Here is a 23,732-nt window from a genome sequence, read left to right as displayed (position 1 = left end):
TAAACTCTAAACTCGTTTAAAGTTTAAATTTAGTAGTAAAATATTTATTTTTAATATTTTATTATTTTACTATATTAAGAGATTAGGCATTTTTATTATTGCACTAAAGCATTAATATAAAAAATTTAATTAATAGGAAATAAAAATGAAAAATGATTTTGAAAAACAAATAGAACCATTCTTTTTTGTAGAACATGAAAATAGTGCTTCTCTTTGCTTAAATGTTGGAGAATATAAAGCAGAAATATTTGAGGAAAGAGAAGATGAAGGCTTTGAAGGTGGAGGGTATGATTGGCAGTCTTTGGATATAGTGTTTTTGGAAGAAAAAGTTCCAGAGTTAAAAGGCATTATTGATTTTGATTCTGAGTCAAGTATGTTCTGTGCTTATAGTAATGATATTAAATCATTAAAGAAATTTGCTTTATCATTTAAAGAGGCATGCGAAGATGATGAACTGATAAGAGATTTATTTTTAAGAGCTGAACTTGATTAAACATTCATATTTTATTATACTGGAACAATTTTATTTTCTCAATTGGTACACATTATAGAGAATAATAAACTTTTTTGTAGGGCTTCACCAAAGTTTTTGCCAAAGGCACGCTTCGCGAAAAACGCAATTGCCAGAACTTTATATTTTAAAGATATGTATTAAACGTATAGTAAACCTGAAATTTAGGCTAAAAATGGAGTCTTTTTGGTTCTTTGTGCCAACAAAAGAACTGGGGTGCGGGGTAAAGCCCTGCAATATTTTAAATTAAAAAAATTAATTTTTTGACAAATTATAGTCGTTTAGGTATATACTATTGAAATAAATAATAAAAAATATTAAAAGGAAACATAATGAACATAATTGAAAAAAATCAATCAATTGCATGAAAATGATGAACATGAAAAAATAATTGAGATTATAACTGCAATCTCAAATGAAGAAAGAGACAGTGAACTTTTCAGCTTACTTGCAAGAGCCTATAATAATACAGAAAGATATGATGAAGCATTAGATAATTTAATGTATATAAGAGAGGAAGGTATTGATGATGCTTTATGGAATTATAGGGTAGGCTATGCTTATTATTATAAAGGTGAAAAAGAAAAAGCAGAAAATTATTTTAAAAAGGCTTATGATTTGAATAATGAAGATATTGATGCTTATAATTTTTATATGCTTTGCTCAGAAGATAGAGATGATGGTATCAATTTTGAAGAGAGAGTTAATAGGTTTTGGAAATGGTTTGAAGAAAATGAGAAAATTATATCTGATTTTATAGATAAAAAATCTGATATGTCATCAGATGAGATAATAGAATTTGTTTCTAATGGTGTGTCTTTAATATCCAATAATTTGCAGTTTAATTTCGGAGGTGATTATGAGTTTACATTTACTGTAGAAGGCAAAGAATATTTATTTTATCTTACTCCTAGAATAGTGGCTGCTATGCCTGAGAAATTAAAAAGCAAATGGAAATTTTCTCCTTATATGCCAAAACAAGATATAACTAATTCTAATTTCAAAATGTATAATAAAGATTTAAGCTTTAAAGAAATTTTAGTATCCGCTGAATATGATGATAATACTAATTTCTTTAATTTGAAATTCTATAATAAAAAATTAAATGAGTTAAAAGAAGATTATGCATATAATGCTTTTTATATAATGCTTGAGCATGCAGTAGGTGAGAATATATTAAAATTATATCTATTAGGAAATATTGAAAAAAGTGATAAAAGACTTGATAGTATGATAGAGCTTACAAAACTTTATGACTTTATAGTAGATACTTTAAAAAGTAAAAATAAAGATATTATTGTAGAGCCTATCAATAGATATACAGTTTATGAGTGTAAACCTACAGACAATTTCTTTAGAGAAGATATATTCATTGGAAATACTTGTTATATGGAGCTTATTAGTGATTATGCTAATTATAATATAGATGTGGTTGTTAATATTTCAAAAATGGGGGCCAGAGCTGTATATTTAGCCTATGTATTTGCAGATAATAAAGAAAATGATTTTAATGATGAAAATATAAATAAAAAACTTCTTGATGAAAGAAATAAAATTACAGATGAGCTTGAGAGTATTATGGGTAAAAGAGAAGGCGGTAAGGAAATAGGTATAATATTGGGTAATGCATTTGGAGTAGCGGGCGGATATATAGATTTACTTTTATACAATCAAGATGAGTTTATAAATAGGGCTCAGGAAGTACTAAAGAATTATAATTATAAATTTAGATTATTAAGATTTAGGCAGTATTCAGATATTATAAAAACTTTTAATGAAGATATTAATTAGTTAAAATGTTAACAATAGAAAATGCAGTTAGTGATGTTTAATACTGGCTGCATTTTTTTAACAAACTATTAAAATAATTTTTTAAGCTGCTGCCTTAAAGATTAAATTACTTATAGTTTCATATGATACACCATTTATAGCTTTACTAAAAGTTAGTTTCTTACTTTTTTGTTCGTACTTGTTTTTTATGATGAAGTTATTATAATTTTAAATATTTTTAATAAGGAGTATTTCATGGAAAAAATAAATTTACCTAAAGCCTCAAAAATTACTTCTCCAAATCCAGTTGCAATAGTATGTACTCAAAAACCTGATGGAAGTACAAATCTAGCGACCGTATCTTGGTATACTTATCTATCTTATAATCCAAATATGATAGCTTATGCAATGGCTAAAACTTCTTACAGTGGAGAATTGGTTAGAGAAAATAAAAAAGTTATAATTACAATTCCAAGTGAAAATATTAAAGAAATAGTTATGAAATGCGGTATGCATAGCGGAAGAGATATTGATAAAATATCAAAATTTGAAATAGAAATGCAGGATATTCCTACAAGCAATATAAAAGTTCCTCTTTATAGTGCTGCGGCAATACAGTGCCATTTAAAAGAATTTATTGAAACAGGAGATCATTATTTATATATATGCGATGTTGAAGAAGTGTATGCTGATGATAAAGAAAAGGCTGTATTTTCTTGGGAAGGTTATAGTAAAATAGCATCAGCCAAAGAGGAATAATTATTCAATTTTTAATATTACTAATAATGGGTTTATATTTTTAATATATTTCATTATTAGTAATTATTCATTTTAATAATTTAATAAACAATTTTTAACTAATATTAAATTCGTATTTCTTCATATAAATAATTTTTCTTATATGAATTAAAAATTTTGATAGGTATAAAAAATTGTAATAGGCTTGTTTCAAAACCCAATTCCTTAATATTGATAGTTTTTTAATTTAATATTTTTTAATTATAGTTTGGACTTCACAGTCGTGCCAAACCACAGCCGAATAGCTACCTACTCGGTGGACGCTGTCCGCCTCGCTCTGCGTGCTGTAGGCAAGCGAAAGACTACATGTTTATATATTGAAATAATCAGTTATACAACATGTAAAACATTTTGTCAGTAATTTTAAAATAAATAATTTTATACTCAATCTTGTCAAGTAGTTTTGAAACAAGTCTAATATTTTTAATATATAATGTTAAAAAAATAATGCTGCCAGTATTTTTATACTAACAGCATTACCAAAAACTATAAAGTATTAAACTAAACCGTAAGGTATCATTATATCAGCTACTTTAACAAATCCTGCTATATTAGCACCTTTCAAATAGTCGCCTTTACAACCATATTCTTCAGCAGTTTGATAACAAGTATTATGAATGTTAGTCATAATGTTTTTAAGTTTGTTATCAGTGTAATCAAAATCCCATTTATCCATAGAAGCATTTTGCTGCATTTCCAAAGCAGAAGTAGCAACACCACCAGCATTTGTAGCTTTTCCAGGTGCGAACAATACGCCAGCTTTTTGGAATATTTCAACAGCTTCAGGAGTAGCAGGCATGTTAGCTCCTTCAGTAACAGAGATACAGCCATTTTTAACTAGTGTTTCAGCACTTTTAGCATTAAGTTCATTTTGAGTAGCACAAGGCATAGCAATATCACATGGGATATCCCAAATATTTCCGTTTTCTATATATTTAGCAGAAGAATGGGCAGAAGTATATTCTTTAATTCTTTTTCTTTCTACTTCTTTTAAGCGTTTAACAGTATCTAAATTAATACCGTTTTCATCATAAATAACTCCATTAGAGTCAGAACAAGCAATAACTTTAGCACCTAATTGAGCAGCTTTTTCCATAGCATATATAGCAACGTTACCAGAACCAGAAACTACAACTTTTTTACCCTCAAAGCCGTTTTTGCCATTAGTTTTAAGCATAAGGTCAGTAAAATATACAAGTCCATATCCAGTAGCTTCAGTACGTACTAAAGAACCACCGTATCCTAAACCTTTACCTGTTAATACACCTGGCTCAAATCTATTTTTAAGTCTTTTATACTGTCCGAATAAATAACCTATTTCTCTTCCTCCAACTCCTATATCACCAGCAGGTACATCAATATCATAACCTATATGTCTTTGAAGCTCTGTCATAAAGCTTTGGCAGAAACGCATAACTTCATTATCACTTTTTCCTTTAGGGTCAAAGTCTGAACCTCCTTTACCACCGCCTATAGGTAAGCCTGTAAGAGCATTTTTAAATATTTGTTCAAAACTTAAGAATTTAATAATACCTAAATAAACAGATGGGTGAAAGCGAAGTCCTCCTTTGTAAGGTCCTATTACACTTGAAAATTGTACACGGAATCCTCTATTTACATGTATTTCTCCTTTATCGTCCATCCAAGGAACTCTGAACATTATTTGTCTTTCAGGTTCGCACATTCTCTCAATTATTTTTTGTTCAACATAATGAGGTTTTTTCTTTAATACAACTTCTAAAGTGTTTAATACTTCTTTTACTGCTTGGTGAAATTCTGCTTCACCAGGATTTCTTTTTACTATTTTGTTATAAATAGCTTCTAATTGTTCATTCATAGTTAATCCCCCTATTCTTAATTTTTATTTACTGAAAACAGTATATACTAAATAGTATTATTGTCAATAGTAATGTTATCGGTTTTTTGTTAAATTGATATTTTTTTTTATAAATTTATAATTTTTATATAAAAAATTGAAATATATTTGAAGATACTGTATTTTATAAAAAATTAAGAATACTTTATGACTAAAGAAAAATGTAAATCAAAAACAAAAGAAGAATTAATGGACTTGTTTTAAAACTACTTTACAAGATTGAATATGAAATTATTTATTTAAAAATTACAGACAAAATGTTTTACATGTTGTATAACTTATTATTTTAGTATACAAAAATGTAGGCTTTTTGCTTCTTTGTGCCAACAAAAGAAGTGGGGGGGCTAGTCCCCACAATTAATAAATAAAATTAGTTTTGAGACAAATCTAATTTCTATTAATGACAAATAAAAAAATAGTTAATATTTTATTTTTTTATGATTATTGTGTTTTTAATATATTATAAATCATGGAGTATTTATATGAATTATGAAAAATCTAAAGAAGTAGTTGAACTTCTTATAAAAAGAGGCTTAAAAATAACATCAGCAGAGTCATGCACAGGTGGATTATTTGCTGCTAATATAACATCGGTATCAGGTTCATCAGAATGTTTTGAAGGCTCTTTTGTAACTTATTCCAATGAAATAAAACATAAAATGATAAATGTAAAAGAGGAAACATTGGAGAAATATGGGGCTGTAAGTGAGAAATGCGTACTTGAAATGGCAGAGAACAGCCGTAAGATAATGGGAAGCGATATATCAATAGCGATAAGCGGTATAGCAGGACCTTCTGGAGGAAGTGAAGATAAACCAGTAGGTTTGGTATGGATATGTTTATCAGCTGAAGGTTATATTAAGGCTTATAAAAATATATTTTCTGGAAATAGAGATGAAGTAAGGGAACAAAGTGTATTATTTTCTTTGAATTTGGTTGAAAATTTCATAAAAAAATGTTAGTCTATATTAACACTTATGTATGCGAATTAAATTTATCAAAAAAATCTAAAAAGTCCATCATAAATTCAAAAAATATTATGTTTACTTGTTGACAAAAATAATTATGTAAACTAATATTCATAAAACGATAAAATAATTATGTAAACTCATCTATATAAACATAATTTTTTTATAAAGTAAACATAACTATAACCGATAATTTCTAAAGATAACTTTTATTAGGTGGTTTCTAATGCAGGACTTTATAAATAAATTGACAAGTCAAATAAGAAATATTTTTTCTAAAACAACAACACTTCAAAAAGCTGTGTTAATAGGTGTTTTAGTAGTAGGTCTTGGAGCGATAATTGCAACAATAATGCTTACATCAAGAAAAACTGGAACATTGTTGTTTCAGCAGGCATTGACTCAGGAAGACGCTAGAAATGTTATAGCAGTTTTAGATGCTAATAACATAAAATACCAGTACAGAAACGGCTTTATCACACTTAATAATCAAAATGATAAAGCAAGAGCAGAATTAGAATTGGTAAAAGAGGGAAGAATGCCTACAGGAGTAGACGGCTGGGAATTATTTGATGCCCCTCGTATTGGTATAACAGATGTTGAACTTGATATTAATAAAAGAAGATCTTTAACCAAAGCTATCACTCAGCTTTTAACAAAATTAGATTTTGTACAGGAAGCTACAGTTGATTTAGCATTTCCTAAAAAAGAATATTTAACTGATATAGATTCTCCAGTTACAGCTTCAGTAGTTATTAAAGCACAGCCTTTTAAAGAGGACGTTTTAAGAGACACTAAAACAGTAAGAGGCTTACAGCAGTTAATAGCAATGGGTGTTGATAAATTAAAACCAGAGTTTGTAACAATTACAGATAGTACAGGCTATGTATTAACAGATTTTACAGATGAAGCTGCGAATTTAAAATTAAAAGTAGCTCAGGAAGAGTTAAAAATAGTTGACAGAGAAAGAAAAAATATAGAAAATAAAATAAGACAAACATTAGGAAGAATATATACTAACAGAGTAGAAACAACAATAGCATTAGAACTTATATGGGACGATGTTAGTATAACAAATAATTTGGTTCTTCCAATAATCTTAAAAGAAGATGATCCTACAACACCTTATGATGACAGTCAGTTTACTAATAAGGTACAAGTATCAAGCCGTACAGTAACAGAAGACTGGAAAGGTCAGCAATTTATACCTCAAGGTGCTGCAGGTGCTGAAGAAAATGTACCTCCGGGATATAAAGATAAAAGTGACAGATGGCAGACATACACAAAAACAGATTCACAGGACAATTATGAATTAAGTAAAAGATATGAAGCTATTAAGAAAGGAAGTTATCAAATAGGTAAAATATCAGCAGCAGTTGCTTTAGATGGAAGATGGACAAAGGTTTATGATGTTAATGGAGATCCAGTAATTACTAATGGCAACAGTTATGTAAGAGAGTATCACCCAGTAACAACAGAAGAGATAAGAAATGTTACATCATTGGTACAAGCGGCTATAGGTTATGATTTGAAAAGAGGAGACCAAGTAAGTGTAACACATATTCAGTTTGACCATTGGGACAGATTCAATGCTGAAGATGCTAAACTTATGCGTGATAGATTTATAAAGAAAACATTAATAATAACAATGATTTCTTTACTTATATTGTTTGTATTAGCATTAGTAATAAGAGCTATACAGAAAGAGCTTGCTAGAAGACGCAGACTTAGAGAAGAAGAGCTTGAACGCAAACAAATGGAAATGCGTAGACAGGCTATGATGAATGCTAATGAAGAGCCTATAAGCGAAATGAGTTTGGAAGATGCTGCACGTAAAAAACTTATGGACGAAGTTATACGTGTAAGCCATGAAAGACCAGATGACGTTGCTCAGCTGCTTCGTACTTGGATGGCAGATGATAAGAGTTAATTGATAAAATTGTAAATTAAAAAATTGAGTTATAAATATAAAAATTAGGAGAAAAAATTATGGCTGCAGAAAAAGAAAAAGATAAAAAACAACGTGTTTTGAGCGGTCGTCAAAAGGTTGCTATATTCTTAGTATCCCTAGGAATGGAAACTTCAAGTGAAATATTCAAACATTTAAGGGAAGAAGAGATAGAACAAATAACATTTGATATTGCGAGACTTGAAAATATAGAAGCTGCTGATAAGGATGCAGTATTTAGAGAATTCCAAGAGATGATGATAGCTCAGGACTTTATAACTCAAGGCGGTATAGATTATGCAAGAGACTTGCTTGAAAGATCTGTAGGAAGTCAGAAGGCAAGCGATATCATAAACAGACTTACTTCTTCATTACAGGTAAGACCTTTTGATTTTATACGCCGTACAGACCCAGCTCACTTGCTTAACTTCATACAAGGTGAACACCCTCAGACTATAGCACTTATTTTGGCATATTTGGAAGCTCAAAAAGCTGCTAGTATATTAGGTGCTTTACCTACAGAAATACAGCCTGATGTAGCTAAGCGTATTGCCATAATGGACAGAACTTCTCCAGAGGTTTTAAGAGAGGTTGAAAGGGTACTTGAAAGAAAACTTTCTACTCTTGCTAGTGAAGACTTTACTTCTGCAGGCGGTATAGATTCTATAGTAGAAATCATTAACAGTGTTGACAGATCTACTGAGAAAAGTATTATCGAGAGCTTGGAAGAAGATGATCCAGAACTTGCAGAAGAGATCAAGAAACGTATGTTTGTATTTGAAGATATCGTTTTACTTGATGACAGAGCTATACAGAAAGTACTTCGTGAAGTTGATTCAAGCGATTTAGCTAAAGCACTTAAAAGTGTTGATACAGATGCTCAGGATAAAGTTTACAGAAACATGTCCAAACGTGCTGCTGCATTGCTTAAAGAGGATATGGACTTTATGGGACCTGTTCGTCTTAAAGATGTTGAAGAAGCACAGCAGAAAATCGTTAATATCATACGTAAACTTGAAGAACAAGGTGATATTGTTGTTGCCCGTGCTGGTGAAGATGAAATGGTTGTATGATGTAAAAATATATGCTTGATTATTAATATTATGGAGTTTAAATTATGCCAGAAAAGGTTTTTAAATCTAAAAGTATTGTAGAGCTTACTCAAAAAGTTAATATTGCTGTACCTCATCATAAATCACAAGAAGAACTCGATTATGAAGAGTCTCAGGAGGAATATAAAGGTCCTTCTATTGAAGAGATTGAAGCTGAGATTGCAGGACTTAGAGCTCAGTGGGAAGAAGATTTGAGAGATATGAGAAGAAAGGCTGTTGATGAAGCGGACAGAATTATTGAAGATGCTAAAACTCAGGCTTTTGAAATATTTAAATCAAAACAAAATGAGGCACATGTTATTTCCGAACAGGCTAAAGTTGACGCTTCAAGGATAATACAAGATGCCAATGCTGAAAAAGAAAAAATACAAAGCGAATCTGAATCTATTAAAGATGCTGCATACAAAGAAGGTTATGCTAAAGGATATGATGAAGGCTTTGAGAAATCTTTTTCTGACAGTAATAATGATTTGATTAAATTAACAGAAAAAATGAAAAAGATATTAGCTGAGACTATTAATAAAAGAAATGAAATAATAGATGCAGCAGAAGCTCAGGTTATTGAAGTAGCTGTACTTATAGCTAAGCGTGTAGTAAAAATGCTTACAGAAAGAGATAAAGGTATAGTTATTAGAAATATTCAGGAAGCTTTAAGAAGAATTAAAGGAAGAACAAAAATCACTATTAGAGTTAATATTGATGATTTGGAAGTTTCCGCTAGACATAAAGATGAGTTTTATCAAATGCTTGATAAGATAGAAGGTGTAACAGTACTTGAGGACCCTAATGTTGATGTTGGCGGTTGTATGATAGAAACTGACTTCGGTGATATTGATGCTAGAATAAATACTCAGCTTAATGAGATAGAAACTGCTATTAAAGAAGTTGAACCTATAAAAGGTTTTTAATTAAGATATTGTTAATTAAAATATTTTTGATATTAATTTGTAATAGGGCTTGCTGATGATAAAAGATGAAAATGTAGATTTCATTAAAGAAGTAAGAAAGACATTTGACAAGTACAGAAAAGTAGTTGATGATGTTGCTTTATTAAAATCTTACGGAAAGGTTAAAGAAGTTATAGGTTCTTTAGTAATAAGTGAGGGACCATTTTGCAAACTTGGGGATATGTGCCGTATATATATGAATGATGACACTTATCTTGATGCGGAAGCTATAGGTTTTAGAAATCAAGATGTTCTTTTAGCTACTTACGGACCTGTTAATGGAATAACTTTTGGTAATATGGTTTATTCTTTTGAAAGACCTTTATCAGTTATGTGCTGCGATGAGATATTAGGTACAGTTTTAGATGCCAGAGGAAAACCTCTTGCAGGAGGCGGACATAATTTTTATGAAACTCCAGTTGCAGTATCTCATAATGCTGTAAACCCTATGAACAGACCTAGAATAAAAAAGCATATACAAACTGGTGTTAGGGCTATAGACGGGCTTCTTACTGTAGGTCAAGGTCAGCGTATGGCTATAATGAGCGGTACTGGTGTTGGTAAATCTACACTTTTGTCTATGATAGCTAGAAATACCAATGCTGATGTTAATGTTATAGCTTTAATTGGTGAAAGAAGAAGAGAGGTAAGAGATTTTATAGAAAGAGACCTAGGAGAAGAGGGATTAAAAAGAAGTGTATTAGTAGTTGCTACAAGTGATGATGCCCCGCTTTTGAGAGTACGTGCTGCATATACTGCCACTACTATAGCCGAATATTTTAGAGATAAAGGCAAAAATGTTATGTTTATGGTGGATTCTGTAACACGTTTTGCTTTGGCTCAAAGAGAGATTGGACTTTCAAGAGGTGAGCCTCCTACAACTAGGGGGTATACTCCAAGTGTATTTTCAGAGCTTGCTAAACTTTTGGAGCGTACAGGTACTTCTAATAAAGGGACTATTACTGCTTTTTATAATGTATTAGTTGAAGGTGATGATTTGGACGAACCTATTACTGATACTGTTAGAGGTATATTGGACGGTCATATAGTTTTATCAAGAGATTTAGCCAATAGAGGGCATTTCCCTGCTATTGATGTTAATAAAAGCATATCAAGGATTATGAATGAAGTGGTTTCCAATATGCATAAAAAGGCAGCAAGGGAATTTTTAAAGATGAGTGCCGATTATAATGAAGCTAAAGAACTTATAATGATTGGCGGTTATGCTAAGGGTAGTATGCCAGATGTTGACAGAGCTATTGATTATAAGCCTATGATGGATAGATATTTGCAGCAGGACGTATATGAAGTTTCTAGTTTTGCTGACAGTAAAGAGGCTCTTTTATCTATGTTCTATTCGCAGGAAGAGATAGAAGAGGATTTAGTAAACAGCGGAGATGTAAAAAGAGCAGAAGACAGAACAAATATTTCCGACAATGTAGAATATGCTAATAATGATGTTGTTATACTTTAGGTAAATTAAAAATTGTTGGATTTATTGCTGTATGAAGAAATTTAATTTTAATTTGGAGCCTTTATATAAACTTAGAAAAAATATAGAAAAACAAAGGCAGGCTGAGGTTGCTGAAGTTTCTGCTGAATATAATAAGGAGCGTGACGGAAAGGATAACTGCTTACTTAAAATAGATGACGGCATAAGATATGTTGACAGCATAGAAGATGATAATGAAATGCTTTCTATGAGTATTTATTTGGGAGAGTATATAACAGCTTTGAACTCTCAAATATCTATACATGAAGATAATATGGCTGAAATTAGTGTGGAGCTTAGAAGAAGACAGGAAATCTTACAGGAGGCTTCAAGACAGAGAAGGGCTGTTGAATTACTAAAAGAAAAGAAATTATTAGAATATAAAAAGTTAATGAATAAAGAAGAACAGGCTAAGCTGGACGAGTGGAAGAAAGAATATGTTGCTGGCGATGCTTATGATATTTAAGAGGTATTATTATGATAGAATCTGTACAAAGAATACAATCAAGAATAGGGGAGATTCAAGAAACCTTTAATAAACTTGGATTTGCCCCTATTAATACTCCGCTTCCTTCAAAACCATTCGCTGAACATTTAAATGAGGCTATGGCTGAAAATAAGGTTAATAGTGTAGAGGCTAATAATGATTTGGACGGTTCTCTTATTAATGATACTAATAAAAAATTAGATAACGGCAAAGTTATTAATGGAGATACTTCTTCAGATTCTTTCAAAGGAAAAATATCTTTTGGAGTTTATGAAGAAAATACAAATAATTTTGCTAAGGCTATTAATGCATATAAAAAGGCTTCAGTAGAAAGTTTCCCTACTAAGTATGATGATATAATTAAAGAGGCAGCTGAAAAATATTCTTTGCCTGAGAATTTGATTAAAGCTGTTATAAAACAGGAATCAAACTATGTACCAAATGCCGTTAGTCATAAGGGTGCTGTAGGTTTGATGCAGATAATGCCACAAACTGGTGTTGATCTAGGTGTTACAGATAAAGAAATGCTTAAAGACCCATATACTAATATTATGGCTGGAAGCAAGTATTTATCTCAAATGTTAAACAGATATGACGGAAGACTTGATTTGTCGCTTTCTGCTTATAATGCAGGACCTAATTTGGTTGACAGACTTAAAAGGATTCCTAATATTGAGGAAACACAGAATTATGTTAAAAATATTATAGGATATATAAAGTAAAGTTAACATAACTAAAAAATAATTAGTTTGCTTGACTTTTTTATTCTGTAATTTTATAATATTTTACAAAGCTGCCCGCTTAGCTCAGCAGGTAGAGCATCACCATGGTAAGGTGAGGGTCATCGGTTCAATCCCGATAGCGGGCTTTTGTTCACTATTATAAACCAAAAATATCACACACTATAAAAGAGGATTTATGAGAGTAAAACTTCTAGCGGTCATAGTGTTTTTTTTGACAGTTATACCGCTTTCATACACATTTGATAAAACTCCGTATTATGTAAACACAGAAACTTATGACTCATACAGAGAGCTATTAAGAGGGGTGCATTATTATAATCAAGAACGTTATGATGCTGCTATAGCTAGTTTTAGAAACTCTCTTAATACTAATCCTACTGATAAGTTTATAAGGTATTGGTATAGCAAATCATTATATAAAGCTGGATATATGTCTTTGGCTATTAATGAATGGCTTAATATTGCAAGAATGGGATATGAAGACCCTATAATACTTTCTAAAATTAATAAGTACGATTCTGCTAATGCTGTAGAAGAGCAAAAAGATATACTTAGTAATTTTATTTATTTGAAAGCATTTTCTACTAATGCTAATTTCCTAAAAAATATTAATCAGCCTATACAGATACAAACTATGTCTGACGGAACTTTATATGTTCTTGATTACAGTGATTCATCTTTAAAAAGATTTGATGTTAATGGGAATCTGCTTAATAAAATATCTTATGGTAAAAGGCTTGAAGTTGTTCAGCCAAGCTGGTGGAGAAAGGCTTTGCAATTTATAGCAAGAGTTTATCCTTATGAAAAACTTGAAAATCCTAGAGGTTTTACTATTGATAATAGCGGAAATATATATATAGCAAATACTAAAAGAGATAAAATATTTAAATATGATTCTAATGGAAGCTATATTACTAATATAGGAGTATCTGGTATTGGAGATGGTCAGCTTTTAGGACCTTCTTCTGTTTTTGCCGATAATGATGGTAATTTGTATGTTTCTGATACTGGAAATAATAGAATAGTGGTATTTGATATAGAAGGCAATTTCTTATACAGCTTTGGAAAACTTGGTGAAAATGAAGGTGAATTATTTTCTCCTGCTGGTATAGTAGTAAATAGTCAGTATATATATATTGCTGATATGGGAAATAAAAGAGTACAGCAGTTTGACCTTAACGGAAATTATATAAAAACTATTAAACATGCTTTATTTAATGAGCCTAGAGGACTTTCTTTTGCTAAAGATGGAAACCTCTATATAGCTGACGGAAGCAAAGTTTTTTATTATGATGTAAATGCTGATACTTTTACTATATTTAATAATTCTGAAAGATATACAGCTACTCCTACATCAGTATCAGAAGGACCTAATGGGGATATATATCTTACGGATTTTATGTCTGGAAGAGTTGATGTGTATACTAGAAAAGAAGAGTATTATGCTAATTTAGATGTGTTTGTAGACAGAGAATATTTAAATAAATTCCCTGTGGTTGTTGCTTCTGTTACAGTAAGAGACAGAATGGCTAATCCTGTTATAGGGCTTACTGCTGATAATTTCTTTGTTAAAGAAAACTCAAGTGTTGATTATAAAGTTGGTTTTTATGATGCACCAGAACTTCATGAGTATAGATTTGTATATTTGATAGAAGATAGTGCAGCAGCAAAACCTTATGAAAACAGAATAAAAGAAGAAATCAGCAACTTTACTATGAACTTACAAGGAAATGATGAAGTTTTGGTTATACATTATAATGATCAGGTTTATAAGGCGGATAATTATGATGCAAGAAATTTAAGAATACTTGAAAATGCAAATAACTTCCATTTTGCAGGTGGAATATCTGCTTTAGATGATGCTTATTATGAGGCTGTAAGACTTGCAGGAAACAGCTTTAAGAAAACAGCTATAATACACTTTACAGTAAGCAGTCCTGATGATGAAGTATTTAATATGATGAACTTCAGCGATATTGCTAGCTTTGCCAAAAATAATGCTATATCTTTAAATCAGGTTTACATAGGTGCTGAAAAGTCTAATTATTTTCTAGACTTGATGACAAAAAATACATACGGATATACTATAAATGCTGATTTATCTGTCAATTATTCGGCAGAACTTGAGAGAATGAAAAATATTAATTTTGGAAGATACTATATATATTACAGCAGTTTTAAAAATCTCTCTCAGTCTGGACAGTTTAGAGCTTTGAATGTAAGGGTTCAGTATAGAGATATGTACGGTGAAGAAGAAGTGGGATATGTGATACCATAATAAAATATTAATATAAAAATTAAGGCTTTTCTCTTTATAGTTTCATATAGAAGAGAGAAGCCTTATTTTTAATATACCTAAACAATTATAATTTGTCAAAACTAATTTTTTTAATTTAAAATATTTGCAGGGCTTTGCTGCGAAGCACACAGTCGTGCCATACCCACACTTCTTTTGCTGTGCCGTAAGCAAGCGAAGGACTGCGTATTTATACACTAAAATAATAAATTATAAACATGTAAAATATTATCAAAATTTTATATATAATCTTGTCAAGTACTTTTAAAACAAGTCTATTTAAAGAAATAGACTATTGATTCTTATTTATGTCTTTTAAGTTTTTTTCAAGCATTATAAATTTATTATCAAAGAATTTAAACATACCTATATAATCATCATCTGTCTGCATAGTGTTTCCGTCTTCAAGATTAAGATTGTTTTCTATAATGCTTCTTGATAAAATTGTAAGCAGATTGATTATACTTTTTGCATCTCTTGCAGTTTTGTAAGCCATAACCTCATATTTACCAAAATTTTTAAGTCCTTCAGTGAATGCATGATTACCGTTGTTATCTGAAAAAATATCCACTCTTACCCATAAACGAGTAGGGAAGTATTTATTATTTTTTATATATTCTTCCATTTCAGATAAATATGTATTATTGGAAATAAGAAGATTAATTTCACCTATTAAAATGGCTGATACATTATTTTGTTTTATTATAGAATATATTATCTTACTAAAATTTAAGGACGTATCTTTGAAACTTATATTTTTTGAATTAGCATTAATAGATACAAATGATTTGTGATTTAATATTTTTTCTTTTGTTGTAATATCTATGTCATTGTAATTGATCAATATCTCAGCCTCTTTATCAGGTACTTTAAAATGGGCTAGCTCATATTCAAAATAAATGTTATCAATAGTAAATGTATTTTTATTATTATAAGATACTATTTTTATATCAATATTCCAATCTTCTTTTAATTGATTTGAAAAGTCGTTAAAGTTTTTATCATCTAATAAAATAAAAGCTATTATAGAATTATTTTGAATTAAGTTATTCATTTTTACTTATTCTCTTTTATACTATCTATTATCACAGCAAATCCCATACCTAGTGAAGCCTTTATAAGTATTGTAGTATCATATTTTAAGAACTCTTTTACTTTTTCTATAGCACTTTCAGCATTTTCAAAATAATATCTCTCACAATTAACAGTATTATAAATATCTTTTGAATGCTCTCCTACTGCTATAACTGTATTGATATTTTTTAGTTCATTTATAGTATTTCCTATTTCTTTATGATAAGATGAGTTTTCAGTTTCTGTTTCAAGCATATCGCCTATCACAGCAATTTTTTTTGATTCCTTTCTCTGAGATAAATATTTAAGCATATTTTTCAATGCAGAAGGATTAGAATTATAACAGTCATTAATAACATTACATCCTTTTATATTAATTATCTGCATTCTATTTTTTTGTGATTCATAATTTATTAAAATATCCGCACATTTTTTTAAGTCTATGTTATAAATCTCTGCTGCCTTTAATGCAGAAAGCACATTATACAAATTAAAATCTCCAACTAAATTATGCTTAAAAATTATTCCTTTATATTCAAAAGTATTATCATCTTTTTTTACTATCTCTTTTATATCAGCTTCTATTATATTTTTTATGTTGTTCCTTTCAGCCTCTTTTTTTAAGATATCAGCACAATTAGTATTTTTATTTATTACAACATTAGCATTTTCTCTAGTATGATTAAAAAGTTCTGCTTTAGCATAGGCAATATCTTCTATAGAGCCAAGATGAGCAATATGTACAGGTTCAACATTGTTTATTATAACGGTATTTGCTTCTATACATTCAGATATTCTTAGAAGTTCATTTTTATGATTCATTCCAGCTTCAATAACTGCTATTTCATAACTACTATCTAAATTAAATATTGTTTTTGGTACTCCTATTTCATTATTAAAATTTCCTTCTGTTTTTAATGCTTTATATTTTGTAGATAAAAAAAGATGAGTTAATTCTTTAGTAGTAGTTTTCCCGCAGCTTCCTGTTATTGATATTATAGGTATATTAAATCTTCTTCTATATTCTCTAGCAAGCTTTATAAAAAAAAGTATTGTATCATCAGTATAAAAAAACTGCAGCATCATCTGGCATATTTATAGTTTCATCGCTTAAAATAAAATATCTGCATCCTTTATTGTATGTTTCTAATGCGAATTTGTTTCCATTAAACTTTTCCCCTTTTATTGCTAAAAATAATTTAGTACTGTCAAAACCATCTCTGCTGTCAGTTGATATTTCTAATTCTTTGTTTATATCCAATTTTTCTATATTATGATTATATTTTGAGTTCAAATCTTTACTTACTTTTATTATATCTTTTAATGAAGTTTTTCCCATGATAATATTTCCGATAAATATATTTTGTTAACATAATTAAACCATGTAAATAGATATTTGTAAAGTATGTATATGTATAATATGGCTGCTGGAATTTGGTAGTTTTATATAGTAAATTCTAAAATATATAGTATGATTTTATTATAGAAATTTTCTATATTATTTTTTGTTTTTAATGCAGTATGAAATCATTTAAACAAAATAAAAAAATTGTACTAATTGTAGTACTTATTATAGTTGAAAAATAAATGGAGTTTTCAGTAACACTGCAAAGTTGATATATCTTGCTTTGCAGTATTACTATAACTATATGTATTTGGAAAAATTCGGCATGTATGTTAAATAATAAAAAATAAATATGCTATTTTTTTATTATTTCTATACTCCAATCTGGACCGCTCTCAACTTTGTACCTATCAGAGAAATTTCCCATATTAATAGCAACAGAAAAATTAAGTTCTGAATTAAAATATGCCATATTATCGCCTTCATCTACATCTCCAAAAGTATTAACAAGCTTAATATCTCCATTCCATACTAAATTATTTCCATTGTATATAGAAACATTTAAAATATCTCCGACCTGTATGCCATTTTCAAGCATTAATTGACGAGGGAGGGAAGTCCATACATTTCCATATTGTACATCAAGTATAGGAATATTAGCAAAGAATTTACCTTCTTCATATTTTGGTTTTTGATAATCTATTTTTTTTATATTAGTTCCCAATGATTTTCCAACTTGTTCAAAAGTTATTTGTTTTGAAGCTAGTCTTGCTCCTGTATACACATAAACATCTCTGCCATGAAAAGTGTATGATTCCTGAGAGTTCGTAAGTCTATTTACTGCTTCATCAATCTCTCTTACTTCTTCTACTCCTAAACTTTCGGCAACAAAAGTTAAAGAGCCGTTATCTGGGGTTACAAAATAATAATTATTGGTGGTTTTCATAACAACAGATTTTCTTTCGGTACCAACTCCTGGGTCTACAACATTAACAAATACAGTTCCTTCAGGCCAATATCTTGCTGTTTGGTCTAATCTCAAAGCAGCCTCCCATATATTAAATGCTGGTATTTCATGTGTAAGGTCATAAACTTTTAAATCTTTATCTACAGTTAAAGCTACTCCGTACATACTTGCAACGGCATTGTCTTTTCTTCCAAAATCTGTTTGAAGTGCAAGTGGAGATCTATTAATTTGTTTTTCGCATGATATAAGCATAACAAATAATGATATTATTAATATATACTTTTTCATTTTATTTCCTTTTTATTTAATTATATATATTTTATATTTTGTTAAAAAATTAAGGGCATAAGAATAAACTCATACCCTTTAATTTTTTTAATAATTATTAATTTAATAATTATTTAGTTTTAGCATTTAGAGCATCTTTTTGTCTTCTTATTCTTCTTAAAGCTCTTTTGCGTTTAACTACTTTTCTATGCTGTTTTCCCACGTTATCTCCTTTATTAATTTTTTTTATGAAAATTATTAAAATTATATTTTTCCATTAGAACCTAATACATTATTAATTTTATGCATGTACAGTTTTTTCATTTCGTCACGAGCAGGTCCTAAATATTTTCTAGGGTCGAATTCTTTAGGATTGTCATGGAATACTTTTCTAATAGCTGCAGTCATAGCAAGTCTTGAATCGCTATCAATATTAATTTTACAAACTGCACTTTTTGAAGCTTCTCTTAATTGTTCTTCTGGAATACCTATAGCATCATCTAATTTACCGCCGTATTCATTAATCATTTTAACATATTCTTGAGGTACACTTGAAGAACCATGTAAAACTATAGGAAATCCAGGAATTTTTTTCTCAATTTCTTTAAGAATATCTAATCTTATTTCTGGATTTTGACCAGGTTTGAATTTATAAGCACCATGACTAGTACCTATAGAAATAGCAAGAGAATCAACGCCTGTTTTTTTAACAAAATCTTCCACTTCTTCAGGCTGAGTATAAGTATGATGTTCAGCAGAAACGTCGTCTTCAACACCAGCAAGTACTCCTAATTCACCCTCTACAGTAACATCATATTTATGAGCATATTCAACAACGCTTCTAGTAAGTTCTACATTTTTGTTGTAATCATAATGACTTCCGTCTATCATAACAGAAGAGAAACCATATTCAATACAGCTTTTGCAAAGCTCTAAACTGTCGCCATGGTCAAGGTGTAAAACTATAGGAACATTAACACCTAATTCTTTAGCGTATTCAACAGCGCCTTGAGCCATATATCTTAATAATGTTTGATTAGCATATTTTCTAGCTCCTGAAGATACTTGAATAATAACAGGGCTTTTAGTTTCTACACAAGCCTGAACTATAGCCTGAAGTTGTTCCATATTATTAAAGTTAAATGCAGGTATTGCATAACCGCCGCTTATAGCTTTTTTAAAAAGGTCTCTGCTATTAACAAGACCTAAATCTGAGAATTTAACCATATTCTTCTCCTTATTCTTTTTTAAAAATTATAAAAAATACTTATTAATAATATAGTAAAAATAATATTTTTTCAATAAAAATACTTATTTTTTATATAGTTATAATTCAAAAAATATTATTTACAAATCAAATAAAATATTAAAAATGACAGCCTACAAATTATACATAAAATAAAACTATATTACTAATTTAAATTATTTTTATATAATTTTAATAATTGACTTATATGATTTGTTGACTATTGTTTTTATATATGTTATAATATTTCAAAATATTTGCATAAGTTTTTCTATGCAAATAGAAGTATCAATTCAAGAGGTGTTATAATGTCAAAAATTAATTATTTAGGACAGTCCTATGATTTGTCCAATGGAGAGTCTCTATTAGACTTCCTTAAACAAAATGCTAAAAAAGATTCCAAAGATGCAGTAGCTGCTAAATTTAATGGAAAAGAAGTTGACCTTACATATACGCCTGAAACAGACGGCGATTTAGAATTGATACTTACAACCACCGATGAAGGACTTGAAGTTTTGAGACACTCTACAAGCCATTTGATGGCTCAGGCTGTTAGAAGGCTTTATCCTAATACTCAGGTTACCATAGGTCCTGCAATAAAAGATGGATTTTATTATGACTTTGATGCAGAAAAACCTTTTACAGAAGAGGATCTTCCAAAAATAGAAGATGAAATGAAAAAAATCATTAAAGAAAATATACCTGTAGTAAGAAAAGTAATGAACAAAAATGAGGCTATAGAGTATTTTAAAAAAACTAATGAACCTTATAAAGTTGAAATTATAGAAGGTATAGACGCTGATACAGTGTCTTTTTATGAGCAGGGAGATTTTATAGATCTTTGCCGCGGTCCTCATGTTCCTTCTACTGGATATATAAAATCATACAAACTCATGTCTGTAGCTGGAAGTTATTGGAGAGGAGATTCTAATAATAAAATGCTTTCCCGTATATATGGTACAGCTTTTGAAAGTAAAGAGGCTTTGGATAAATATCTAAAAAAACTCAAGGAAGCTAAAGAAAGAGATCATAGAAAATTAGGTAAAGAATTAAACTTATTTAGTTTCCATGAGGAAGGACCTGGTTTTCCTTTCTGGCATCCTAGAGGAATGGTTATTTATAAAGCAGTAGAATCCTATATAAGAAATGAAAATGATAAACGTGGATATGTTGAAATAAAAACTCCAGCTATTCTTAATGAAGAATTATGGCATAGAAGCGGACACTGGGATAATTATAAAGAAAATATGTATTTTACAGAGATTGATGAAACTAAATACGCTGTAAAACCTATGAATTGCCCTGGTGGTTTGATTGTTTATAATTCTAATATACATAGCTATAGAGATTTGCCTTTAAGAGTTGCAGAATTAGGTTTTGTACACAGGCATGAGCTTTCAGGAGCTTTGCATGGACTTTTTAGAGTTAGAGCATTTACTCAAGATGATGCCCATATATTCTGTACTGAAGAGCAGCTAGGCGATGAAATTATTAATACTATTGAATATTATTTATCTGTATATAAAGACTTTGGTTTCGAGAACTTTGAAATATTTGTTTCTACAAGACCTGCCAAATCAATAGGAAGCGATGAGATTTGGGAGCTTGCTACTAAATCATTAATTAATGCTTTGGATAAACTTGGTATAAAGTATAAAATTAATGAAGGAGACGGAGCTTTTTATGGCCCTAAGATAGATTTTAATATTAAAGATGTTCTTGACAGAAACTGGCAATGCGGTACTTTACAGGTTGACTTCTCACTTCCTATGAGATTTGAGATAAGCTATGAAGGTAAAGACGGCAGAAAACATACTCCAGTAATGCTTCATAGGGCTATATTGGGATCAATGGAGCGTTTTATAGGTATATTGGTTGAGCATTATAATGGTAAATTCCCATTATGGCTTTCACCTTTACAAGTGGCTGTTGTTAATGTTCTTGATGAAAAATCTCAGATTGACAGAGTTAATGAAGTTGCTAAAGCATTAAAAGAGGCAGGCTTTAGAGTAGAAGTAGATGAAGGAAATGAGAATTTAGGTACTAAGATTAAAAAATATCGCTTGCAAAGAACTCCGTATACAGTTATAATAGGAGCAGAAGAAGTTTCCAATGGTAAATTATCTATTAGGACACGTTCTTCGCAAGAAATTAAAGATATGGATTTAAATGAGTTTATAGAGAAACTCAAAAAAGAATCTAAGGAGAGAATGAATGATTCTATATTTACTACTAAATGAGGTAGATAAATAATGGCAACAGTAAAAAAAGAAGGAGAGAGAATTAATCAATTTATTACTGCACCAGAAGTTAGAGTTGTGCATGATGAGAGAGGAAGTCTTGGTGTAATGAGTATTAAAGATGCTCTTGCATTAGCTAAAGAGGAAGGTTCGGACTTGGTAGAAATTGTTCCAACAGCAGAGCCTCCTGTTTGTAAGATTATCAATTATGGTAAGTATAAATTTGATATTCAAAAAAAGAGTAAAGAAGCTAAGAAAAAACAGAAGTTGGTGCAGCTTAAAGAAATCAAGATGCGACCTCAGATAAGCATACATGATTATAACTTTAAAATGAAGCATATTCGTGAATTCTTAGAAGAAGGTAATAAGGTAAAAATTACTATAATGTTTAGGGGTAGGGAAATGGCTCATACTGAATTCGGCTATGACCTTATCAATAAAATTATACAGGATTTGGAAAATGAAGCTGCTACAGAAAAACCTGCTAAATTAGAAGGTAAAAATTTGTCTGCAGTGCTTAATCCAGTAAAAATGAAAAAAACTTCTTCTGATTTGGAAAACTCTTCTGAAAAGAATGAAGTTCCTGAAAATACAGAAGAATAATTATTTTATAATTAAATAGCCCACTAGCTATATGTACTTATCATACGTATAGATTGAGCATACAGTAAATATAATTTTAAAGGATATTAGTTTATGAAACAAAAATTAAAAACAAAAAGCGGTGCAAAAAAACGTTTTAGATTTTCTAAAACAGGTAAAGTAAAATTTGCTCATGCATTTGGCAGCCACAAATTCTTAAGCAAAAGACCTGACACTAAAAGAAAGTATCGTAAAGCAAGAATAGCTGATGATACTAATATGTTAGAAATGCCAAGATTAATGCCTTATGGCAGATAATAAAAGGAGAGCAGAATGAGAGCAGTTAGCGGTGTAGTAAGAAAGAAAAAAGTTAAAAAAATATTAAAGATGGCTAAAGGTTACTATGGTTCTCATAGTAAACAAATGAAACAGGCTAAAGAAGCTGTAATAAGAGGATTAAAATACGCTTATCGTGACAGAAGACAGAAAAAAAGAATGATGAGACGTTTATGGACTTTAAGAATCAATGCAGCATGCAGACCTTTAGGTATATCTTACAGTAAGTTCATTAACGGACTTAAAAAAGCTAATGTTATAATAGACAGAAAGGCTTTATCTAATTTGGCTATTGATGATTACAAAGCATTTGAAGCTGTAGTTGAAGTAGCTAAAAAAGCACTTGCTTAAAATAAATTAAAAAATATTTACTTATGTATAAAGTTCCGTTGGTATTTAAATTACTAAATACCAACGGTTTTTTATTGTTAAAAATTTATATAATTTTGTTATTTTTTATAAAAATACTAAAGTTAATTTTTATGCAGTCGATAATATATTTAGTTGATTGGACTACCCCCCAATAACTATATTTGTAATAAGCCGCTTTGTTCATCCCACAAAAGCGGTTTATTTTTTAAATTTTTTTTAATAAAAAAATAACATAAATATTTCAAATTTATCAGACATCTATAAAAGAGTAAACATTCTTATCTTTTTTTTCTATAATTGCTAGAAGATTTTCTTTATTATCAGTCAATGCTAAAATATTTATTTTTATTTCTAT

19 protein-coding genes, 1 tRNA gene and 1 pseudogene are annotated in these 23,732 nt (G+C 29.7%); 16 read left to right on the top strand and 5 right to left on the bottom strand.

Translation table 11 applies throughout. The annotated features are described in order from the left end of the window. The first annotated feature begins 145 nt into the window (after positions 1–145). The 3 genes from KQ44_RS04780 to KQ44_RS04770 all read left to right on the top strand — a co-directional run bounded on the left by KQ44_RS04780 (position 146) and on the right by KQ44_RS04770 (position 3,040). A complete protein-coding gene (locus tag KQ44_RS04780) occupies positions 146–493 on the top strand; it encodes an immunity 51 family protein (RefSeq protein WP_096736446.1) in 348 nt (115 codons plus the stop codon). Between the two features lie 360 nt (positions 494–853). Next, positions 854–2,302: a tetratricopeptide repeat protein gene (locus KQ44_RS04775; RefSeq protein ID WP_096736445.1), complete on the top strand. Its 1,449-nt coding sequence runs from the start codon at positions 854–856 to the stop codon at positions 2,300–2,302. A 234-nt stretch (positions 2,303–2,536) separates the two neighbouring features. Further along, positions 2,537–3,040 carry a flavin reductase family protein gene (locus tag KQ44_RS04770; RefSeq protein ID WP_096736444.1) on the top strand — a complete coding sequence of 168 codons (504 nt, stop codon included), beginning with the start codon at positions 2,537–2,539 and terminating at the stop codon, positions 3,038–3,040. Positions 3,041–3,575: 535 nt separating this feature from the next. Here KQ44_RS04770 and gdhA read toward each other — a convergent pair. Next, complete coding sequence (gdhA, locus tag KQ44_RS04765; protein ID WP_096736443.1) at positions 3,576–4,916, bottom strand: NADP-specific glutamate dehydrogenase; 1,341 nt, start codon at positions 4,914–4,916, stop codon at positions 3,576–3,578. 521 nt (positions 4,917–5,437) lie between these two features. On the opposite strand from gdhA, the gene KQ44_RS04760 reads away from it, so the two are divergent. The 9 genes from KQ44_RS04760 (at position 5,438) to KQ44_RS04720 (ending at position 14,930) form a co-directional block, all read left to right on the top strand. After that, positions 5,438–5,917 carry a CinA family protein gene (locus tag KQ44_RS04760; protein WP_096736442.1) on the top strand — a complete coding sequence of 160 codons (480 nt, stop codon included), beginning with the start codon at positions 5,438–5,440 and terminating at the stop codon, positions 5,915–5,917. 232 nt (positions 5,918–6,149) lie between these two features. Continuing rightward, entirely contained in the window at positions 6,150–7,853 is a 1,704-nt protein-coding gene (fliF, locus tag KQ44_RS04755; protein WP_096736441.1) for a flagellar basal-body MS-ring/collar protein FliF, read from the top strand. Positions 7,854–7,912: 59 nt separating this feature from the next. Next, on the top strand, positions 7,913–8,944 hold the full coding sequence (gene fliG, locus KQ44_RS04750) for a flagellar motor switch protein FliG (protein WP_096736440.1): 1,032 nt from the start codon (positions 7,913–7,915) through the stop codon (positions 8,942–8,944). Positions 8,945–8,988: 44 nt separating this feature from the next. Beyond that, positions 8,989–9,891: a flagellar assembly protein FliH gene (gene fliH / locus KQ44_RS04745; RefSeq protein ID WP_008731029.1), complete on the top strand. Its 903-nt coding sequence runs from the start codon at positions 8,989–8,991 to the stop codon at positions 9,889–9,891. A gap of 55 nt (positions 9,892–9,946) precedes the next feature. Then, entirely contained in the window at positions 9,947–11,404 is a 1,458-nt protein-coding gene (locus KQ44_RS04740) for a FliI/YscN family ATPase (protein WP_096736439.1), read from the top strand. 31 nt (positions 11,405–11,435) lie between these two features. Continuing rightward, complete coding sequence (locus KQ44_RS04735) at positions 11,436–11,888, top strand: flagellar FliJ family protein (protein ID WP_096736438.1); 453 nt, start codon at positions 11,436–11,438, stop codon at positions 11,886–11,888. Positions 11,889–11,899: 11 nt separating this feature from the next. After that, positions 11,900–12,631, top strand: coding sequence for a lytic transglycosylase domain-containing protein (locus KQ44_RS04730; RefSeq protein ID WP_096736437.1), 732 nt, complete (start codon positions 11,900–11,902; stop codon positions 12,629–12,631). 73 nt (positions 12,632–12,704) lie between these two features. Further along, positions 12,705–12,777: transfer RNA gene (locus KQ44_RS04725), tRNA-Thr, on the top strand. Between the two features lie 50 nt (positions 12,778–12,827). Continuing rightward, on the top strand, positions 12,828–14,930 hold the full coding sequence (locus tag KQ44_RS04720; RefSeq protein WP_096736436.1) for a 6-bladed beta-propeller: 2,103 nt from the start codon (positions 12,828–12,830) through the stop codon (positions 14,928–14,930). A 310-nt stretch (positions 14,931–15,240) separates the two neighbouring features. On the opposite strand, the gene KQ44_RS04715 is transcribed toward KQ44_RS04720, so the two are convergent. The 4 genes and pseudogenes from KQ44_RS04715 to KQ44_RS04700 form a co-directional block, all read right to left on the bottom strand. After that, on the bottom strand, positions 15,241–16,002 hold the full coding sequence (locus KQ44_RS04715) for a DUF4261 domain-containing protein (protein WP_096736435.1): 762 nt from the start codon (positions 16,000–16,002) through the stop codon (positions 15,241–15,243). A gap of 2 nt (positions 16,003–16,004) precedes the next feature. Further along, a pseudogene (murF, locus tag KQ44_RS04710) lies at positions 16,005–17,361 on the bottom strand (UDP-N-acetylmuramoyl-tripeptide--D-alanyl-D-alanine ligase). Between the two features lie 361 nt (positions 17,362–17,722). After that, the gene (locus tag KQ44_RS04705) at positions 17,723–18,622 is read right to left on the bottom strand and encodes an S-adenosyl-l-methionine hydroxide adenosyltransferase family protein (RefSeq protein WP_096736434.1); all 900 of its coding nucleotides are present in this window, start codon (positions 18,620–18,622) and stop codon (positions 17,723–17,725) included. A 243-nt stretch (positions 18,623–18,865) separates the two neighbouring features. Next, positions 18,866–19,828, bottom strand: coding sequence for a class II fructose-bisphosphate aldolase (locus tag KQ44_RS04700; protein ID WP_008725933.1), 963 nt, complete (start codon positions 19,826–19,828; stop codon positions 18,866–18,868). 327 nt (positions 19,829–20,155) lie between these two features. On the opposite strand from KQ44_RS04700, the gene thrS reads away from it, so the two are divergent. From thrS to rplT, 4 genes are all read left to right on the top strand, one after another. Beyond that, complete coding sequence (gene thrS, locus KQ44_RS04695; RefSeq protein ID WP_096736433.1) at positions 20,156–22,087, top strand: threonine--tRNA ligase; 1,932 nt, start codon at positions 20,156–20,158, stop codon at positions 22,085–22,087. A gap of 12 nt (positions 22,088–22,099) precedes the next feature. Then, on the top strand, positions 22,100–22,690 hold the full coding sequence (gene infC / locus KQ44_RS04690; protein WP_096736432.1) for a translation initiation factor IF-3: 591 nt from the start codon (positions 22,100–22,102) through the stop codon (positions 22,688–22,690). Between the two features lie 93 nt (positions 22,691–22,783). Then, positions 22,784–22,987: a 50S ribosomal protein L35 gene (rpmI, locus tag KQ44_RS04685; protein WP_008725923.1), complete on the top strand. Its 204-nt coding sequence runs from the start codon at positions 22,784–22,786 to the stop codon at positions 22,985–22,987. A 15-nt stretch (positions 22,988–23,002) separates the two neighbouring features. After that, the gene (rplT, locus tag KQ44_RS04680) at positions 23,003–23,356 is read left to right on the top strand and encodes a 50S ribosomal protein L20 (RefSeq protein ID WP_008725909.1); all 354 of its coding nucleotides are present in this window, start codon (positions 23,003–23,005) and stop codon (positions 23,354–23,356) included. The last annotated feature ends 376 nt before the right edge of the window (positions 23,357–23,732 follow it).

This window comes from Brachyspira sp. G79, from assembly GCF_002379365.1.
Lineage (GTDB): Bacteria > Spirochaetota > Brachyspiria > Brachyspirales > Brachyspiraceae > Brachyspira.
This window is presented reverse-complemented; position numbering and strand designations above follow the sequence as displayed.

Bases quoted from the DNA above. Each gene is read 5' to 3' on its own strand.
- KQ44_RS04780 (WP_096736446.1), top strand. From the start codon at position 146: ATGAAAAATGATTTTGAAAAACAAATAGAACCATTCTTTTTTGTAGAA.
- KQ44_RS04770 (WP_096736444.1), top strand. From the start codon at position 2,537: ATGGAAAAAATAAATTTACCTAAAGCCTCAAAAATTACTTCTCCAAAT.
- gdhA (WP_096736443.1), bottom strand. From the start codon at position 4,916: ATGAATGAACAATTAGAAGCTATTTATAACAAAATAGTAAAAAGAAAT.
- KQ44_RS04760 (WP_096736442.1), top strand. From the start codon at position 5,438: ATGAATTATGAAAAATCTAAAGAAGTAGTTGAACTTCTTATAAAAAGA.
- fliF (WP_096736441.1), top strand. From the start codon at position 6,150: ATGCAGGACTTTATAAATAAATTGACAAGTCAAATAAGAAATATTTTT.
- fliG (WP_096736440.1), top strand. From the start codon at position 7,913: ATGGCTGCAGAAAAAGAAAAAGATAAAAAACAACGTGTTTTGAGCGGT.
- fliH (WP_008731029.1), top strand. From the start codon at position 8,989: ATGCCAGAAAAGGTTTTTAAATCTAAAAGTATTGTAGAGCTTACTCAA.
- KQ44_RS04740 (WP_096736439.1), top strand. From the start codon at position 9,947: ATGATAAAAGATGAAAATGTAGATTTCATTAAAGAAGTAAGAAAGACA.
- KQ44_RS04735 (WP_096736438.1), top strand. From the start codon at position 11,436: ATGAAGAAATTTAATTTTAATTTGGAGCCTTTATATAAACTTAGAAAA.
- KQ44_RS04730 (WP_096736437.1), top strand. From the start codon at position 11,900: ATGATAGAATCTGTACAAAGAATACAATCAAGAATAGGGGAGATTCAA.
- KQ44_RS04720 (WP_096736436.1), top strand. From the start codon at position 12,828: ATGAGAGTAAAACTTCTAGCGGTCATAGTGTTTTTTTTGACAGTTATA.
- KQ44_RS04715 (WP_096736435.1), bottom strand. From the start codon at position 16,002: ATGAATAACTTAATTCAAAATAATTCTATAATAGCTTTTATTTTATTA.
- KQ44_RS04705 (WP_096736434.1), bottom strand. From the start codon at position 18,622: ATGAAAAAGTATATATTAATAATATCATTATTTGTTATGCTTATATCA.
- KQ44_RS04700 (WP_008725933.1), bottom strand. From the start codon at position 19,828: ATGGTTAAATTCTCAGATTTAGGTCTTGTTAATAGCAGAGACCTTTTT.
- thrS (WP_096736433.1), top strand. From the start codon at position 20,156: ATGTCAAAAATTAATTATTTAGGACAGTCCTATGATTTGTCCAATGGA.
- infC (WP_096736432.1), top strand. From the start codon at position 22,100: ATGGCAACAGTAAAAAAAGAAGGAGAGAGAATTAATCAATTTATTACT.
- rpmI (WP_008725923.1), top strand. From the start codon at position 22,784: ATGAAACAAAAATTAAAAACAAAAAGCGGTGCAAAAAAACGTTTTAGA.
- rplT (WP_008725909.1), top strand. From the start codon at position 23,003: ATGAGAGCAGTTAGCGGTGTAGTAAGAAAGAAAAAAGTTAAAAAAATA.